We start from the raw sequence: 17999 nt of genomic DNA on the forward strand, positions 1-17999 counted from the left end.
GTGATAAGGTTTCTTTCAACCTATCGGCTCAACAGACATGTTGGGCGTACAAAAATGCCTGCCGTTTAAGACAGCAGGCATCTGAATATAAAAACTCACTTTTGTCTCTAACCGTTGGAGAACTCTTCCTTTCAAACATAACTCTTTACTACTGACTCTACTAATCAATTACTTTGCCGAAATGCTTTATTGTATTCCATAGCACCATCCCTTCCTATAGTCCGTAATTTCTAAACAAATGTCGTCATCCTAATGACCCTTGGTTTTCAAAACTTCATAGATGGAATTCAATAAATCTATCTCATGATCTTGAGTCAACTGCCAAATCATTGCCCCGCCCAAACCTTTCTCTTTGATATATTCTGCCTTTATTTTCATGGATTCCGGATCATCATATGTTATAAAATGTTTTGTTGAAGGGTTCCATAAATAAGGTACTTGTGCGCCCTTACTCCAATAACGAGTATATCCGTTATTTTCCGGATCTTCGCTTATTATTGATTTATAAGATACAGCACCTCCTGAAATAAATTCCTGGCGCAGGCCATTATTTTCAGCAGATACTACAGTATATTGGTAGCCATAAAATGGAACGCCCATAACCAATTTTTCCCTGGGTACCCCTGCCTCTAAGAAGATATTAACCGCTTTATCAACACTGTAAGTTTCTCCATTATCATCGTATAATGGAGCATTATAATCGGCTTTAGTTTCCCAGTTGCCATGAATATCATATGTCATAAGCTGAACATAATCTAAGTACTCATGGGATTTACCAATAGTTGTATTGTTAGCAAAACTGCTGTTTGCTCCGGCTGCAATGGAAAGGCTATAATGCTTTCCGTCCTTTGCTTCCTGAGCATCTAACTTTTCGCGAATCTTTTGAAGCATTAGCGGAAAGTTTTCTTTATCAGCAGGATTCCTAACCGTTCCCGGTCCACCTCCCGATACTGGATATTCCCAATCAAGGTCGACTCCGTCAAAGCCATATTGAAGAAGGAAATCAACTACGCTATCGGCAAATCTTGTTCTGTTTTCATCAGTAGACGCCATGGCTGAAAAATTTCCCGACCATCCCCATCCACCTACGGAGATTATAGTTTTAAGATGCGGGTATTTCTCTTTTAGCTGATTTAATTTAGCAAAGTTCTTGGGATCATTTACTTTATCGCCAAGCTTGATTGTATAAGTCTGACCATCAATATCTGCAAAGGCATAATTAATATGAGTCAATCTGCTTGCATCAGCGTCGTATAATATATTGTAATTGGCACCCCATCCTGCCAGATAAGCAATTACCATATACTGCGGCGGAGTCTTCGCAGGCTTCCACGGCTTTTCCGGCGGCTGCTCCTCAACATTATCCACAATAAATATAGCAGTAGTGGTTATAACTTGTCCTGATTTATCATAAGCAACAACTTTTATAATGCATTGCCCGTCTGGTGCCCAAACGGTATCCCAATTAAGAGAATAAGTCGAGCCTGAAATTTTAACTGAAGAAGCTGGGAACTTATAATATTCCGCTTCTGATGCAGCTACAGTTTTACTATAAAATTCAACTCTATCTATTCCTGCTTCACTGTTTGCATCTGCAGACAGCTTTACAACTCCTGAGTAAGTCCCTTCATTTCCTGCTACTCCAATCTTTCCTTCTCCTCTTATTGTAGAAATTGTTGGAAAATCTTTTAAACTGCTTGGATCCCTTGAGAGCTTAACACCTATAGTGTTATCATGAACTGAAATATTTCCGTCCATATCCTTCGACTTTACTCTAAACATATATACCTTCTCTTCGGTCAATCCCTCAACTTTATAGGAGGTATCCTTCGTAGTGCCTATCTGTCTTCCATCTTGATATATATAATATTCTACAACGTCTTTATCCACCGAAGCATTCCATGCTAACGAAACGCTGGCAGCATCTCTTTTGGTAAACCTCAGTTCAGCAGGTGCCGCAGGAATCGACTTCTTATTGTTATGGGCCAATACTACGCGCGTAACTTCTTCTACCTCATCATTTGCATATGTTATAACCATTTTTAGTATATATTCATTGTCTGGTACCCATGGATCACCAGTCGGCCAGCTCCATGAATATGGCGCCTTAGTCTTTGCAGCATAGGGATAATAATCCTTATCCGGAGCTTCAAGAGCCTTTGCAAGAAATACCACATTTTTCACCTGATAACTGCTGTCCACGATTGCTGTTATTGTTGGTGATTTCTCAATGGTTCTGCCATCTTCAGCAATCGGGCTTACTTCTATCTTCGGTGACGCAATAGTCCTTACATCAGTAGTGCCAGCTGCAGAAAAGTTGCCTGCCGCATCCTTTGCCTTTACTGAAAACTTATATTCTGTGCCAGAATTTAATCCGGTTATTTTGAAAGAAGTGTCAAGGGTTTCTCCTACTGCAATATCATCCTGATAAATTACATAGCCCGTTACCCCTGCATTATCCGTTGAAGCTTCCCAGGTTAAGCTTGTACTATTTCTTGTTATATTTCTTGCCGCCAAATTATTTGGTTTTGTCGGCGCTGTAATATCCTCTGTTTTTACAGTCACGGCATTGCTTGCCGCAGATACGTTACCCGCTTTGTCTAATGCTTTTACCGTAAAAATATACTTGGTATAATCTTTTAGCCCCTCTATTTTATATGTGGTCTTATCCGTCTGTATTATTTTTACTGTTCCCTGGTATATTTCATAAGCTGTTACTCCCTTATCATCTTTTGATGCCTCCCAGGAAAGTGTCACACTGTAGCCTGTCTTGCCAGTCACATGAAGATTTTTGGGCTTAGTTGGCGCGTTGTTATCAACTGTAGAACTGTTTGGGTTGTCTACCGGCGGCTGATTATTTGAATCACCGCCAGGCCTATTATTTGACTTATTATTTGCATTTGTGCTAATATTATTATTGTTGGTATATGTCGCAGATTCAGATACCTGTGTTTGGATAGAGGCATAGGTTGTTTCTGAGTAAACAGCTTTCTCGGAGCTGTTTCCTGCGGCATCCTTTGCTATTATTGAAAATTTATAAGTAGTTCCCGCCTCTAAATCATTAAAAATATAGCTGGTGGTATCTGTTTCACCTATTTTTATATCGTCTAGATATATTTCATAAAGCTTCACTCCAACGTCATCTGTTGCAGCCTCCCATGATAAAGCTATAGAATTTTCAGTTTTGATAGTAGTTGTTATATCGCCGGGTGCTGTCGGAGCTTTTGTATCAGCATTGGCCTTGGGTTCTTCTGTTTTTGTTTTATCATCCTCTTGTTTCAGCGAGGTGTTATCGCTTACTACTGGCTTGTCCCTTTTGGACCCGAATAAAGAATAATGTGAAATAATCATCAAACTAGTTAGTATAAGTACAAAAACCAGGAAAAAATATAAATACTTCTTTGGCTTTATAGCCATATCATCTGCCTCCTTATATTTTTTATAATCTTCCAACGGTTAGAGACAGATTCTGTAGACTTAATTAACTTATTTTGCAGTCACCTCCGTCCTTAAAATCATTTATTAATTTCTTATAATGTTAGTTATGGAAATCTTTACCTTAATTTTAAGTCTTTTTAAAAACCTTTTCAATAACTTCTGAAATATTTTTTTAATATTTTATTTATTGTTTTGAAAGTTTGTTCTTAAACTAAAAGTTTTCATTTAAATACAGTTCTTTCTTTTTAAAATAACTTGCAAGCAGCTCACGGTCACCATAAACCTTCAAATCCTTATTCCACAAAAAATCTTCTATCGATGCATATCCTGTTATGAGCTGAGTCAAAACTTGTATGCTGCAGCTTAAATCAGGCGAGCAGGCTTCTTTCTTTACATCAACGCCATCTTTATTCCAAGTTACCACGAAGGTTCCATTATTCCAATCCAGAAAATCATCCTGCACTTCAAAAGCTAAACAGCCCTCTGGTTTTGGATGGCTTTTAAGCTTTAGTACCTCCTGTAGATCTACGATCCTGCTCATTCCGGAACTAAATACTTCAGCTTTTACAACATAAGGCTCTGGAAAAATAAGATTTAAATTATGAAACTCCGTAGTCTCCCATATGAAATCTCTATAGTTAGGTACAAAGCTGCCAAGAAATTTAAAAATTCCTGCTAAAGCTTCGCCATTTAACCAAACCAGCTCCTTCACCAGCATATCTGCGCCGAAATCCTGCCTCTTTTTGCACTTAAATGTGATATAGCCCTTAGCAGTGCCGTCAGAATCATACCATACATAAGTATATGAATTATTCTTATACGGATCTTCTCCAATATGTCTGTTCCATAAAAAATCATTTCTTACCACCGCAAAATTTTTGTCCGCTGTAAAATTATCATAAATATATCTAATACGATTATCATCCCCTCCTGGAATATAAAGTCTCACTTCACCCGTATTTGGAAAACATCTGAAGCTATCAAGCGGTATTGTGTATTTTACCTTTCTCAAGCTCGCTTCGTATCCAAACTTCCTATAATACTCATTTGAAAACGGATATAGAAATGAAAACCACTGCCTATTTTCCCGCATTTCATTAAAACAATATTTGAAAAGTTTACGTACATAACCTTTATTTCTTTCCTCCGGAAGAGAAATCACTCCTCCTATACCCCCCATATCAACAGCTTTTCCATCAAATTTAAATTTAAATGGGGTCATCTCTAAAGCCGAGCACATTTTCCCATTATCATTGAAGGCTGCACGCCAAGTTTCATAGCCATTATAAAATTTTTCTGGATTCTTCTTTGCTTCGCCAAAATCTTTGCTCCATCTAAAGGCTATGGAAAGAATTCTTAATGCATCGATATGTTCTTCAGGTTTTATTTTTCTTACTTCCATTTTGAACATTCCTCCTTTATTTAGCTAAAAAGACAGCATGTACTATTCTGTCAGATTATCTGCATTTTAATGTATGCAGCGGTCTCATATCTTTTTACTTTTTCCAATAAAATGATACTATATATTAATGCTTTTGCATATGATACCGATGCATAAAAAGTTTTGGACCTCTCATAACTAAAATTGCGAACGTGCGAAGCAATATTATCAATTTGTGCAGCCGTAGTCTATAAGGCATGGCCTGCCCATCAATATCCCCCACGAAGTCGGGGATTCGATATCTTCAAACAGCAAATCGTATTTTTTAGAAAGCCTTTTTAAATCGCGTACAGCTCCGCCGCCAAGGATGCTTATATCGTATTTATCCCCCTCAATAAATTCGGTAATCGGTACCGCCCTTGGCATCACGACCATTCCCGGTCTGTACCACACAACCGGGCATAAATACTTTTTATATCTATCTTTACATGTGCTGTAAATCTTATATTCGAGGCCGCACTGGTCAAAGCCATCCATGCATGTGGCAAATTTGGCGACGAATCTTTCGTCGATGGCATACACCGCCCTGCAGATGCCTTCTCCGATATATTCAAAACTCATCCTGACCTCATCGGGCCTCATACAGTATACGCCATAAAACAATCCGTCCAGCATATTATCGTATTCCATTAAATCTCACCCCGTATTAATATATGAAGCGATATAAAAAATAAGGCATGCCGCAGAACTTACAAAACTTGAATCTGACAAATGAGCGTTCAAAATAATACGATTTCACATGCAACCCGAAAATCTTGGTAAAGAATTGTTCATAAAAAATTTTCATTGTTATAACATTTGCAAACTGGCAATAATTAATATATGATATATAATAATGTAGAAAGGTGAGATGATTATGCTGGAAAAATTAAAGCAAAGACGTGACGAAGGCAGTATAGTAAGTATGCTGATTAAGTACGGAAAATATATAAACAGGCTTGCGGACTATATGACGGGCATACCTTTTGTAGAACAGGTACATCAAAATGAAATATCAAATCTTATCGATATTTGTTACAAATACAAATATATATTATTCAATGTACTTTGTATAAAAGGCGAGTACTATAGGGAAAAGGTTGATAAAGACATAGTAGAAAAATTGGAAAACATGAACATAACCGATCTCCAGGATTGCAAAATCGCAGGCAATTATATATACGAGATAGGCAAATCTTTAAGAGAAAATATGGACTTTTTATTCGCACCCTTTATCAGCAGACCTATTTATATAAGCTTTTTGGATTTTTTCATTATTACATTGATACCGTTGGCATTATATTTTATTATTACGCTGTAGCTTGGCTATAATCTCTTGTTAACGGTATTTTTTTCATGGTTTATTAGCCATTCCTTTCTCCACAGGCCACCTGCATATCCTGTCAAATTGCCATTTGAACCTATTATTCTATGACATGGTACCGCTATAGCTAGAGGATTTTTGCTATTAGCATTTCCAACAGCTCTTACGGCTTTAACATTATTTATCATCTGCGCAATTTCTTTATATGAAGCTGTCTTTCCATAGGGTATTTTTGTAAGTGCATTCCAGACCGATTTTTGAAACTTCGTACCTTCCGGTTCCATTTTAAATGTGAATTTTTTTAAACTTCCTTTAAAATAGGCATCTAATTCATCCCTACATTTCTGCAGAAGCGCCGGTATTTGTAAATCTTCATCATCTTTTCTATCTGAAAATAAAATGGATCTTACTGCATGTTCATCGCCTTTTATTTCGATTATTCCAATAGGTGATGCATAATATGTTTTATACATAAAAAATTCCCTCCCGATTTTTTTCAACATTCTTCAACATTTTGAAATTGGTAATGTATTTTATATTTGAAGAATATTATTTCAATCGCTAAGCTCACAGCCTTAAGAGTCTGTAAACTTATTTCAGGGCAGAATCAGAACTCACTAACGTTCAAACATTGATTCTGCTAATCCTGAACCTTCGTTAACAGACTCTAAAAACTTTCCGCTAATTGCTCTTTCCATAATATTCTTCAAATAATATATACACCTTCAAAATTGTAAACATTTGTCGAATATTTAATACAATATATTAGAAAAGGTAGGTGTTTGCAATGGATACAACATTATCTTTCCAAAATGTAGGAAATGTAACACCAAGAGCCAATGTATGCACATGTACCTGTGATCGCTTTGGAGAGTGCACATGTGACTGCAGACAAACAAATGAAATAGGTGTCTCACAAGACGGGCGCTCAAATCAAACGTTTATAATGGGCTGATGTCAAATATATAATGTGGGGCGGCGCCGCCTCACATTATATATAAGTTAGCACATATTTCCATTTGTAAAACGGCATAGGGTGCATATTTTATATTTGAAGAATATTATTCAATCGCTAAGCTCACAACCTTAAGAGTCTGTAAACTCGTTCAGGGCACATCAAAACTGTTCACAGGTATATTTCGTCAATGGAAGTTTAATGTCATCCAATACCTTCTCCAAAAGCACTCCCTCCCTACGGGGATATTCATATCCGCAACTTAACTTTATAGCCGATGAAATAAACTGCGCCGCCCTATCCAACGCGACAGGGAGACTATTTCCCTGAAGGATGCTTCCAACAAGTACGCTTGTAAATCCATCGCCTGTTCCCGGAAAAAACACGGGCATATAATCGCATCTAACAGCCCAGTAGCATCCGTCTTCCTTGCTGTATGCCGCAACATATGTCCATTTATCCGAATTATACGCCGGCACGCTTGTTATTATTACTGTTTTAGGCCCCATAGCCGATAGCCTGAGCAGCCAATCCTTAATCTCATTTTTATCTATTTTATCTTTGCAGGGTTCATCCAAAAGGAAAGCAGCTTCCGTCATGTTCGGAGTTATAATATCGGCAGAACCAATCAACTCCTTCATTCCTTCTACCATTTCATTATCCATAGAACTGTATAATTCGCCATCGTCACCCATAACAGGATCTATCACAACAAGCTGGCCTTCATAATGGAAGTTTGAAATAAACTTTTTTATTATGCCGGCCTGCCTCGGCGAACCTAAAAATCCCGTATATATGCAGTCGAACTTTATCCCGAGGCTGTGCCAGTGATCTATAAAATCCTCCATATGGTCTGTAAAGTCCACAAATTTATAGCCTTCAAATTCGCCTGTTTGGGTAGACAATACGGCAGTTGGAAGAGGGCAAACCTGTATTCCCATCGCCGACAGTATCGGTATTATCATAGTAAGCGACGACTTCCCGAATCCTGACAGATCGTGGACGGCTGCTACTCTTTGTATTGGTGCTCTCAAAAAATCATCCCCATTTTATCCCGTAAAAACAGCCTGTTGATCAGATGTATCTTTTATGTTTGAATAATATTGTTCCAATCCATAATCACAGTCTTAAGAGTCTGCATACACCACTCTTAATCTCCGCTATTTTTAGATTATATCATATTGGTGCCCAATAGTATATGCTTTGAATATGGGGGCATTTTATATTTGAAGAATATTATTTCAATCGCTAAGCTCAATACACCCTTTGAATATTTGAAATTTAACATAAAATTAAGTTTTATTTTTGCCTTTTATTTAGTACAATAATCTTAATGGTGATTTTTTATTTATTACAGGTCTGATTAATTTATAAGGAGTGATATTGTTTGTATAAAAATCCATATAGAATCATTTGCTCCTTCCTTATATTGATTATGTCTTTGATTTTTGCCAATCCTGCCTTCGCTGCATCGAACAACTCTTCGCTTGAAATAAAAAAATATACTGTGAATGCAGAAGTCATGAAAAACGGCGAAATGGCTGTAAATGAAAATGTTACATTTGATTTCTCAGGCAAATTCAACGGTATTACAAAAGAAATAGTATTCAGTAAAAGCTCAGGAATAAGCGATTTAACGGTATCTCAAATACAGGGAGATTCCGAAGTGCCTTACATGGCAGTCGATTCGGCGATGAACGGGGACCGGGAAGTATATACGATTGACAAATCAAAAAAGGATTCATGGATGCTTAAGATATTCTGCCCATCGGAAGATGAAACAAAAGCGTTTCGGATTTCTTATGTTTTGCATGATGTTGCTGTAAAGTATAACGATACGGCAGAACTTAACTGGAACTTTATAGGAAAGGAAAATAAAACGCCCATTAGAAATGTCCGCATAGATATTAAAGTCCCAGAGGGAATAAAAAAGGGCGAGATCAAGGTTTTTGCCCATGGACCTTTAAACGGCAACTCTTCAATAATCGATGACAGAACTGCTGAACTTACTGTAGAGCGCCTTCCAAGTAAAAAGAACATTGAAGCGCGTGTCCTTTTTCCCGCATCCTTGATACCTGAATGCAAAAATATAGTAAATGAAAATAAATTAGCCGAAATATTGGACCAGGAAAAGGCATTCGCCGACAAGGCAAATAAAGAAAGGGAAAAGGCAAGATTGATACTTAAAATCGTGAGCGCTGCCGCAATTGCACTTTTTTTCATGACTGCATTTCTTGCATACTACTTGCATATTAAGTATAACAAGGAACCTGAAAGCGAATTTAAAGGCAAATATTACAGGGAACTTCCTGAAGACTGCAGCCCTGCTGTAATGAGCGTGCTTTATAATTTTGGAAATATCACGACCAGGGATATAACGGCAACCTTGATGGATCTTGTAAGAAAGAAATATCTCAAGATCGAAATCGAAAAAAAGGAGGTCAAAAAACTGTTCGGTACCAAAACAAAAGAAGACTATAGTATCGTAAAGCTTAAAGATGCAGATAATAACCTTCTCGAGCATGAAAGGTATTTTTTAAACTGGATGTTAAACGATATAGGAGATGGCAGCAGATTAACTTTTAAAAATATAGAAAGGTGTACAAAGTCAAAAACTGCAGCCCTTAAGTTCAAAGGCAGCTATGAAGCCTGGTCGGACATCGTCAAAATGGAAGCGGAAGACAAAATTTTTTTTGACAGGACCATAGGAAAAGGAAAGGCAATAGGCGGCATATTTGCACTATTAGACATCGCAGCAGGCGTTATATTTATCATCCTCGGCGGTATTGCCGGCATTATGGATATTATCGCAGGGATATTGCTTATGATATTTTCGCTGACATTCAAAAGAAGAACAAAATATGGTGCCACACAATTTGCCATGTGGAATGCATTCAAGCGATTTTTAAGGGAATTCAGCAATCTTAAGGAAGCCGTAATACCTTCACTTATAATATGGGAACAATATCTTGTTTATGCTATATCCTTAGGTGTTGCCAGGGAAGTGATAAAGCAGCTTAAGGTAATTATACCCGAAGAAGACTATCAGGCAAACGGGCTTACTTATTTATATATGGGAAATTATATGTATAATCGTTCCGTATTTGAAAGGTTTGACGACATTTCATCACAATTTGAACACGCTTCAAACTCCGCCTTTTCACTTGCGAATTCAAGCGATTCTTCCCATAGCGGAGGCGGTGGCGGCTTTAGCTCCGGAAGCTCAGGCGGTGGCGGAGGCGGAGGTTTCGGAGGCTTTTAATATTTAATATTTTGATTGGAGGTAATATTTTTATGACAGGATATATTATTTTAGCGATAGCTGTTATTTTGATACTTATAGTTATAGGCATATACAACAGCCTGGTAACTAAAAGGAACAAAGTGAAAAACTCATGGTCTCAGATAGATGTGCAGCTTAAAAGGCGTTTTGATCTTATTCCAAACCTTGTAAATACGGTAAAGGGCTATGCGTCCCATGAAAGGGAAACTCTTGAAAAAATAATTGAAGCCAGAAACAGATTTGCAAGCGCAACGACGCCCGCACAGGCGATGGAAGCCAATAATCAGCTTTCGCAGGTTTTAAGCAGGCTGGCTGTTGTCGTGGAACAATATCCAAACCTTAAGGCAAATGAAAACTTTTTGGAACTGCAGAAACAGCTTTCGGAAACCGAAAACAAAATTAGCTTTTCAAGGCAGTTTTACAATGATGTCGTTATGGATTATAACAATTCCATTCAGATGTTTCCCTCAAATATAATAGCGGGTATGTTCGGTTTTGCAGCTGAACCTTTCTTCGAGGCAAATGAAAATGAAAAGGGAACGGTGGAAGTTAAATTTTAAGGGATATGTTTAAAATAATCAAGGTATAAAAAATTGGCAGGGAACAAAGTCTATTTTGTTCCCTGCCAATTTTCGTTATACCGATAATACTCGATGCGCTTCTTTCAGTTTCTTTCTTATCTCTATATGCTGAGGGCATAACCTTTCGCATCTTCCGCATTCCCTGCATACCGATGCCCTGTTTTTGGCATCCATATGCATATAGTCCCTTGAGCTTCCTTCAATATCATTGTATATCGATCCCTGATTGTATAAGTGGAATATTCTTGGTATATCCACGCCAAATGGACATGGTACACAATATCTGCAGCCTGTACAGTCCACTTTTGTAAGCTCTTTATATTTATCCCTTGCCTTATAAATCAGATTTTTTTCCTCTTCCGACAGGGAATTTACCGCAGTCTCGCTTGCAATTTTGATGTTTTCATCGATCTGCTGAATGGCATTCATACCGCTAAGTACGACGGTAACTTCCTTCTGATTCCATAACCACCTTAATCCCCATTCGGCAGGAGTCCTTTTAACCTTAGCGCTGTCCCATACATTCTGGACCTGCACCGGCGGCTTCCTCGCAAGTTTTCCTCCAAGAAGCGGCTCCATTATGACAACTGCCATACCCTTTTGAGATGCGTAGCGCAGACCATCAACTCCAGCCTGGTTATGCTCATCCATGTAATTATATTGCATCTGGCAAAAGTCCCAGTTATATGCATCCACTATTTCCTTGAACACATCAAATTTATCATGAAACGAGAACCCTCTGTGCCTTATCCTGCCGTCTTTTTGAGCTTCATCAAGGAACTTGAGAGCTCCTAAGTCCCTTCCCTTCTCCCATGTATTTTTTGAAAGGGAATGAAGAAGGTAAAAATCGATATGATCGGTCTTAAGCCTGTCTAACTGCTCATTTAATATCCTATCGAAATCCCCATATGTTTTAATGCTCCACATCGGCATTTTATCGGCGACAAATATCTTACCCCTGTACCCATCGGCAAATGCCTTGCTCAAAAGTACCTCGCTTTTTCCACCATGGTAAACATAGGCTGTATCAATATAGTTTACTCCATTATCTATCGCATGCCTTATCTGCTTTACCGCTTCTTCTTCATTGATGCTTCCATCTTTCAACACGGGCAGCCTCATGCAACCGTAACCCAAAGCCGATACTTTAATATCATATTTTCCAAATTTCCTGTACTGCATTTAAAATGCCTCCTTTAAAAATTTACATTTACTGAATTTAAGCTATTTAAAAATAGGCACTAGCCCTTTTGCCTTTTCTCTTAATATATCTTCCTCTGCTTTCGTCATGGGAATAAAATTCTCCGCTGTTTTCAATGCCCATTTAAAGTGTTTTATATCTCCCGGTGGGATAGCCGCCGTGATATGTTTTGAAAGCGTAAACCTTAAAGCGAGAGATGCAAGGTTTTCATCATCTATCGGCCTGTACCATGCCTTAGGATATGTGCGCTTTTCTCCATCCTTCCACAGGGTTTCCGCCATGGATTTTATTGCAAGCCTTCCCATCCCCTTCTCTTCAGCATGATCAAGCACCTTAATGCCAAAATCAGAATTGAATATATTTACCCAGTTTACAGGAAAAAGCACGGTATCAAAATCGAAACTGTCCATTAGTTTAAGCGCAGCCTCCTGAGAATGGGCTGAAAAGCCAATATATTTTATAAGCCCTTCCTCTTTTGCTTTGACAAAAGTCTCTAATGCTCCATCAGGCCCCAGTATTTTTTCAGCTTCATCCATCGACGAAACACCATGGAACTGATATAAATCGAAGTGATCCGTCCCAAGCTTCTTTAAAGACTGCTCAAGCTGCGTTCTTGCACCGTCCCTTGTCCTCTCCTCAGCCTTGCATGCAAGAAAAATACTATTCCTTTTTCCTTTGATCGCATGCCCTAATCTATCTTCCGCATTGGAATAAGAAGGTGCGACATCGAAATAATTGACACCTCTATCTATGGCAAAGGCGACATAATCATCCGCATCATTTTGTGTTTCCTGTGATACGATAATACCGCCAAAGCCTAATATCGACAGCATCTCACCAGTTCTTCCGAGTACACGTTTTTGCATAATCATTCCTCCCTTTACGCAAAAATGGCTTCAATCCGTCAAACCTTCGGTTTACTATGAACTTATGTTTTTTATTTACGTTGAATTTTACATTGCGAATTGAAGAAAAATTATTTTACTATTGACAATTTTACCACAACCAATATAATATGAATAGTAGTTACATTTAAGTCACATAGTTACATAAAAGATACTATTAGGTGGGATTAACATGAGCAGTGATAAGCTTGAATGCCCTAAACATGTTGAATGTTCTATTGAAAAGGCACTTGATGTATTGGACGGTAAATGGACATTCCTCATTATAAAAAATCTTTTTGAAGGTACCAAAAGGTTTGGAGAGCTTAGAAAAGCCCTTCATGATGTAAGCCCCAAAACTCTTTCCGTCAGGCTTAAGGAACTTGAACTTCACGGAATAATAAAAAGGAAAGCCTATTCAACGATTCCCCCTACCGTCGAATACTCGCTTACGGAAAAGGGAAAAAGTCTGAACAGGATAATTAAAGAAATGAAGATTTGGGGGGCAAAATGGGGATAAAGGCATCGATTTTTTTTATGTTAGTGATGCTTGTTCCTATTTTTGCCCACCGTATTTTTCAATATTTTTTTTGCGCTCTCATGTATCATTTCTTTTTCAGCTTTTTTCCCCTTTATCTCCTTATCAATGCGGACCAAGATATCACACTTGTCATCAAGCTTCTTTCCATCTATACCTCCTTTAAGGTACATAGCATAAGCATGTCTTCCTATTTCCATAAGTATCTTGTTTTTCTGCTTTTCTAAATTGCTTATTTCCATATTGACAGATGTTATATCTATTAATTCGCTGGACTTTATACCGGCTGCCGTCAAATATTTACCCATATTTTCAGTAAATTTTTCAAAAAACTCAGCCATGCAATATCCTCCTGTGTTTTATCGCTTTATATATAATATATATTATTTGAAGAATATTATTCCAATCGCTAAGCTCACAGTCTAAAGAGTCTGTAAACTTGTTCAGGGCAGAATCAAAACTTATCTTAGCTCAAACATTGATTCTGCTAATCCTGAACATGCGTTAACAGACTCTAAAGACTTTCCGCTAATTGCTCTTTCCATAATATTCTTCAAATATAAAATATGGGCCCTGTACTATAGACGTATAAAACACAAGCATATTATAAAAAAAGCCATGACGATAACAAAAACTTATTGTCATGGCTTTTTTATTTCGTTTTCTTGCACTTAGGACAGTAACCATATATCTCAAGCTTATGACCGGTTATATCAAAACTTGTCTTTTTGCAAAGCATTTTCTCAAATTCTTCAATAGGGCAATCATCGATAGGCACCATCCTCTTGCACTTTATGCATATCAGCCGGTGCTTGTGCTGGGTATTTTTTATTTCAAACCTCGCCTTGTCATCATTCATAAATATAGTTTTTGTAATAATACCCTTGTCGCACATCATATCCAGATTTCTATATATAGTAGATAAATTAATGGATGTATCCATATCTTTCAATTTTATGAATAATTCGTCAGCAGTAATCGGAACATCCGATTTGCTCAATACATCAAAAATTATCTCCCTCTGTTTTGTATTTTTAATGCCCATGTTTTCAAAGAGTTCTTTATATCTTCCATCTACAGACAAATCATCTCATCTCCCCGCATGAAAACTATCGGCACTTTTGTATACGCCTATACGTATATTTCGTATTTGAACGCCTTATTCAAAAGATTCAAGCCTATATACAGATTATATCACTAATCCGCGTTAAATTTGCATTTTTATTTTAAAGAACGGGAGGCAGAGCAGTTTAACCGCTCATTTCCTTGTTTCCTGATCCACAAGGCTATAATACTGGCGATCTATATTTCTTACAAATAAAGATATATCTTTCCTAAAGTACATATGAAGCTCATGCAGCGCCCTTGTGCATACTGTATAAAAAAGCCGTCTTTCATTTTCGCCGCAATAGCTTTCTGCATCCGGTACGATAACCGCATCGAACTCCAGACCCTTCGAAAGATATGAGGGTATCGCAACTACCCCTTTTCTGTATTCTTCATCATCGTTTCTGATAATGCCTATATTTATCTTATCTTTTATATGCTTATATAAATCATCTGTCCTAGCAGCCGTCCTGCAAATCAGCGCTATCGATTTATACCCGCCGCTCAACAGCCTTTTTATATCAGAAGCTAATAAATCGTATAAATTATCGTCATCACATAGCTTATATACAACAGGCTTATCGCCATGCCTGTTTATAAAATCGGCATCTATTCTGCCTGTCAGTATTCTCCTTGAGAAAGTTGTTATTTCTTCCGTGGAGCGGTAGCTCTTGCTTAAATTTATCATTATCTTGCTTTTATCTTTAAATATCTCAGGTATATATTCGTACTTTTCTATATTCATATAAGGATTTATCGATTGATCCATATCACCCAGGATTGTAATGTTTGCACTCCCAAAAGACTGTTTTAGCACTTCAATCTGGACAGGAGTATAATCCTGTGCTTCATCTATTACCATATATTTTATAAGCGATCTTTTAAACTTTCCGTCCAAAGTATTCTTTAAATAAATAAGCGGTGCAACGTCTTCATAATTTATCTTCCCTTGCGAAATAGAAGATATTGTAATATGCTTCATCTCTTCATAGTCCTGCATCGGGCAGCCGGCAAAAAATTGCCTGTTCTCAAACAATTTTATATATGCATCATAGAAGCTTATGGCTGTCATCTCTCTAGCATTATCCTTAAGTGGCCTGAATTCCTTTATGACATTTCTTACACTGCCGAATTTGATTTCATCCTCCGAATAATATTGAGCTGAATTTTTCATTCTTTCGCGGATTTCCTTTATCCGCTCCCTTTCATACGGCTTTAGCAGGAAAAAAATTCTTCTTTTTATTTTTTTCATCCTTACTTCCACGGGAAAATATGCATAATCTCTGTGAAAAAGTGTGTTTATTTCCTCTCCTGAAATAATGACCTTGCCTTTATAGGCAATATCTTTAAAATTATAATCCATATTTTCAAGATATCCGGCATAATTTTTTAAGATATCCAGAAAGTGTTTCGATGCTTTCAATTTGATGCTTTGAATCCTGTATTTGTATTTATTTTCATTAGGGCAGCATAGCAGATATTCCATTTGTCCGTTCATGTCTTCAATTTTCACGGCGTCCTGGAGCACTTTTTCTGCATATTCCATAAATGTTGTCTGGTACATATTTTCCTCACCAAGCTGCGGCAGTACATCCGAAATATAATCGTTAAAAATCTGATTTGGTGAAAATATCACTATATTTTTTGCCCCAACGTTTTTACGGTGTTTATACAGCAAATACGCTATTCTGTGAAGAGCGATTGATGTTTTTCCGGAACCGGCAGGGCCCTGTACTATTAGAAGCTGATGGTTATCGTCGCGTATAGCTTTATTTTGCTCCCTCTGTATCGTCATGACGATAGTTTTCATTTTGTTGTCGACGCTTTTGGCAAGTATCTCCTGAAGAATCTCATCATCTATTTTCAAATTGCTGTCAAACATATAATCTATCTTTCCATTTGATATTTTGTACTGCCTTTTAAGCGTTAGATCTCCTTCTATTAGTCCATCAGGGCACTCATATGATGCCCGGCCCGTTTCATAGTCGTAAAACATGCTCGATACAGGCGCCCTCCAATCATATATAAGGCATTCCTTTTTATCTTCATCAATTAAATTCCCTATCCCTATATATATCTGTTCTGTCAGCTTTTCTCCATCTTCCATAAAATCTATTCTTCCAAAGTAAGGGAAATACAGCATCTTTTTAAGTCTTTCAGACTGCACAAATGTAAATTTATATGCCCTTGCTTCCCTCTTAATCTCAGTCTGGTACTGCCACGCCTGTGCAATGCCATCTATATCATATAGCGAAGATGGAGCGATAGTCACGTTCTCGCGCATTTCTTTCTGTGTGTCTATCAACTCATTTTTAAACTTATCATTTTCTCCTAATATATATTGAAGCCGGTTAGTTATAAATCTTTTTATCATTTCAAGTCTGTTTTCTTCATACTTCCATTCATTTTTGCTGATACTCATTTTTATGCGCCTCCAAATTTCCCGACACAGGGTTCTTTTATATTTGAAAAATAATCTGTATGCATTCTCCGATGGAAAAGTATTGACTTTTTGCAGCCTTATATGTTATAATTATTGTATTGATAAAATGGTGTAGTTGTATGCTTTTATCAACGCAACTCATTTAAATTTATCATTTTTTTTGCTTTTTGTCAAATATGGTAACATGTATATTTTATATTTGTCATGCACCGGATATAGTGCTGTATAAAGATGCATTAGCAGTTTCATATCATATTTCATATTATAAAAATATATATTATTTGATTTCATGGGGGAAAAGATGCATATCTGTCCATATTGCCGGAATCCATTCAGATATCCATATAATATAGTGGTAAATACATCGCTTAGAAAGCTATCCTTATATAAAAACGGTAAACTTATAAAGTCGTACAGCATCGCCGTTGGCAAACCTTCAACTCCGACGCCTAAAGGCACCTTTACTATAGTAAACAAAGCATTAAATCCGGGAGGGCCCTTCGGAGCCAGGTGGATGGGATTAAATGCAGCGGGAGGAGACTATGGCATACACGGTACAAATAACCCCGCATCCATAGGAAGAGCAGTTTCAAACGGCTGCATACGTCTGCAAAACAGGGATGTAATAGAAATTTATAATCTTGTCCCGATAGGAACTGTAGTAAAAATAAATTGAAGGAGTTAACTTATAATCACTAACTCCTTCAATTATTAAATACTAAGTCAGCCATAAAAAAATGTATATCTTAACTTCAATTTGCAATTTTAGTTTGTGTTATTTTGAGCAACGAATGAGCATTATGAAAGTTTTGATAAGTTCTTGGC

At 37.3% G+C, this 17999-nt stretch carries 16 protein-coding genes; 6 read left to right on the top strand and 10 right to left on the bottom strand.

The window, feature by feature from the left end; genetic code table 11:
• Positions 1-249: 249 nt before the first annotated feature.
• From QME45_12400 to QME45_12410, 3 genes are all read right to left on the bottom strand, one after another.
• On the bottom strand, positions 250-3417 hold the full coding sequence (locus tag QME45_12400) for a glycosyl hydrolase family 18 protein (GenBank protein ID MDI6619448.1): 3168 nt from the start codon (positions 3415-3417) through the stop codon (positions 250-252).
• Positions 3418-3649: 232 nt separating this feature from the next.
• The gene (locus tag QME45_12405; protein ID MDI6619449.1) at positions 3650-4840 is read right to left on the bottom strand and encodes a GNAT family N-acetyltransferase; all 1191 of its coding nucleotides are present in this window, start codon (positions 4838-4840) and stop codon (positions 3650-3652) included.
• A gap of 207 nt (positions 4841-5047) precedes the next feature.
• Positions 5048-5509 (bottom strand): hypothetical protein, encoded by a 462-nt coding sequence (locus QME45_12410; GenBank protein ID MDI6619450.1) that lies wholly within the window; start codon positions 5507-5509, stop codon positions 5048-5050.
• A 226-nt stretch (positions 5510-5735) separates the two neighbouring features.
• Here QME45_12410 and QME45_12415 point away from each other — a divergent pair, with 226 nt between their 5' ends.
• A complete protein-coding gene (locus tag QME45_12415; protein MDI6619451.1) occupies positions 5736-6179 on the top strand; it encodes a hypothetical protein in 444 nt (147 codons plus the stop codon).
• 5 nt (positions 6180-6184) lie between these two features.
• On the opposite strand, the gene QME45_12420 is transcribed toward QME45_12415, so the two are convergent.
• Complete coding sequence (locus QME45_12420; GenBank protein ID MDI6619452.1) at positions 6185-6655, bottom strand: methylated-DNA--[protein]-cysteine S-methyltransferase; 471 nt, start codon at positions 6653-6655, stop codon at positions 6185-6187.
• Positions 6656-6969: 314 nt separating this feature from the next.
• Here QME45_12420 and QME45_12425 point away from each other — a divergent pair, with 314 nt between their 5' ends.
• Positions 6970-7137, top strand: a complete 168-nt coding sequence (locus tag QME45_12425) for a hypothetical protein (GenBank protein ID MDI6619453.1) — start codon at positions 6970-6972, stop codon at positions 7135-7137.
• 161 nt (positions 7138-7298) lie between these two features.
• On the opposite strand, the gene QME45_12430 is transcribed toward QME45_12425, so the two are convergent.
• Positions 7299-8171: a pyridoxamine kinase gene (locus QME45_12430; protein ID MDI6619454.1), complete on the bottom strand. Its 873-nt coding sequence runs from the start codon at positions 8169-8171 to the stop codon at positions 7299-7301.
• Positions 8172-8524: 353 nt separating this feature from the next.
• Between QME45_12430 and QME45_12435 the strand changes: the two genes are divergently transcribed.
• Entirely contained in the window at positions 8525-10399 is a 1875-nt protein-coding gene (locus tag QME45_12435) for a DUF2207 domain-containing protein (protein ID MDI6619455.1), read from the top strand.
• Between the two features lie 32 nt (positions 10400-10431).
• Positions 10432-10980 (top strand): LemA family protein, encoded by a 549-nt coding sequence (locus tag QME45_12440; GenBank protein ID MDI6619456.1) that lies wholly within the window; start codon positions 10432-10434, stop codon positions 10978-10980.
• A gap of 75 nt (positions 10981-11055) precedes the next feature.
• On the opposite strand, the gene QME45_12445 is transcribed toward QME45_12440, so the two are convergent.
• Together QME45_12445 and QME45_12450 are read right to left on the bottom strand one after the other, a co-directional pair.
• Positions 11056-12183: an aldo/keto reductase gene (locus QME45_12445; protein ID MDI6619457.1), complete on the bottom strand. Its 1128-nt coding sequence runs from the start codon at positions 12181-12183 to the stop codon at positions 11056-11058.
• Positions 12184-12225: 42 nt separating this feature from the next.
• Positions 12226-13068 (bottom strand): aldo/keto reductase, encoded by an 843-nt coding sequence (locus QME45_12450; GenBank protein MDI6619458.1) that lies wholly within the window; start codon positions 13066-13068, stop codon positions 12226-12228.
• A 211-nt stretch (positions 13069-13279) separates the two neighbouring features.
• Between QME45_12450 and QME45_12455 the strand changes: the two genes are divergently transcribed.
• Positions 13280-13606, top strand: coding sequence for a helix-turn-helix domain-containing protein (locus QME45_12455; GenBank protein ID MDI6619459.1), 327 nt, complete (start codon positions 13280-13282; stop codon positions 13604-13606).
• 20 nt (positions 13607-13626) lie between these two features.
• On the opposite strand, the gene QME45_12460 is transcribed toward QME45_12455, so the two are convergent.
• From QME45_12460 to helD, 3 genes are all read right to left on the bottom strand, one after another.
• Positions 13627-13965 carry a hypothetical protein gene (locus tag QME45_12460; protein ID MDI6619460.1) on the bottom strand — a complete coding sequence of 113 codons (339 nt, stop codon included), beginning with the start codon at positions 13963-13965 and terminating at the stop codon, positions 13627-13629.
• A gap of 311 nt (positions 13966-14276) precedes the next feature.
• A complete protein-coding gene (locus tag QME45_12465) occupies positions 14277-14708 on the bottom strand; it encodes a transcriptional repressor (GenBank protein MDI6619461.1) in 432 nt (143 codons plus the stop codon).
• 174 nt (positions 14709-14882) lie between these two features.
• A complete protein-coding gene (gene helD, locus QME45_12470) occupies positions 14883-17153 on the bottom strand; it encodes an RNA polymerase recycling motor HelD (protein ID MDI6619462.1) in 2271 nt (756 codons plus the stop codon).
• 322 nt (positions 17154-17475) lie between these two features.
• Between helD and QME45_12475 the strand changes: the two genes are divergently transcribed.
• Positions 17476-17850, top strand: a complete 375-nt coding sequence (locus tag QME45_12475) for a L,D-transpeptidase (protein ID MDI6619463.1) — start codon at positions 17476-17478, stop codon at positions 17848-17850.
• Positions 17851-17999: the final 149 nt, after the last annotated feature.

This window comes from Clostridiales bacterium (genome assembly GCA_030016385.1).
Lineage (GTDB): Bacteria > Bacillota > Clostridia > Clostridiales > Oxobacteraceae > JASEJN01.

What these genes read in the sequence shown, in the direction of transcription:
- QME45_12400 (MDI6619448.1), bottom strand. Translation starts at nt 3,417, where the DNA reads ATGGCTATAAAGCCAAAGAAGTATTTATATTTTTTCCTGGTTTTTGTA.
- QME45_12405 (MDI6619449.1), bottom strand. Translation starts at nt 4,840, where the DNA reads ATGGAAGTAAGAAAAATAAAACCTGAAGAACATATCGATGCATTAAGA.
- QME45_12410 (MDI6619450.1), bottom strand. Translation starts at nt 5,509, where the DNA reads ATGGAATACGATAATATGCTGGACGGATTGTTTTATGGCGTATACTGT.
- QME45_12415 (MDI6619451.1), top strand. Translation starts at nt 5,736, where the DNA reads ATGCTGGAAAAATTAAAGCAAAGACGTGACGAAGGCAGTATAGTAAGT.
- QME45_12420 (MDI6619452.1), bottom strand. Translation starts at nt 6,655, where the DNA reads ATGTATAAAACATATTATGCATCACCTATTGGAATAATCGAAATAAAA.
- QME45_12425 (MDI6619453.1), top strand. Translation starts at nt 6,970, where the DNA reads ATGGATACAACATTATCTTTCCAAAATGTAGGAAATGTAACACCAAGA.
- QME45_12440 (MDI6619456.1), top strand. Translation starts at nt 10,432, where the DNA reads ATGACAGGATATATTATTTTAGCGATAGCTGTTATTTTGATACTTATA.
- QME45_12445 (MDI6619457.1), bottom strand. Translation starts at nt 12,183, where the DNA reads ATGCAGTACAGGAAATTTGGAAAATATGATATTAAAGTATCGGCTTTG.
- QME45_12450 (MDI6619458.1), bottom strand. Translation starts at nt 13,068, where the DNA reads ATGCAAAAACGTGTACTCGGAAGAACTGGTGAGATGCTGTCGATATTA.
- QME45_12455 (MDI6619459.1), top strand. Translation starts at nt 13,280, where the DNA reads ATGAGCAGTGATAAGCTTGAATGCCCTAAACATGTTGAATGTTCTATT.
- QME45_12460 (MDI6619460.1), bottom strand. Translation starts at nt 13,965, where the DNA reads ATGGCTGAGTTTTTTGAAAAATTTACTGAAAATATGGGTAAATATTTG.
- helD (MDI6619462.1), bottom strand. Translation starts at nt 17,153, where the DNA reads ATGAGTATCAGCAAAAATGAATGGAAGTATGAAGAAAACAGACTTGAA.
- QME45_12475 (MDI6619463.1), top strand. Translation starts at nt 17,476, where the DNA reads ATGCATATCTGTCCATATTGCCGGAATCCATTCAGATATCCATATAAT.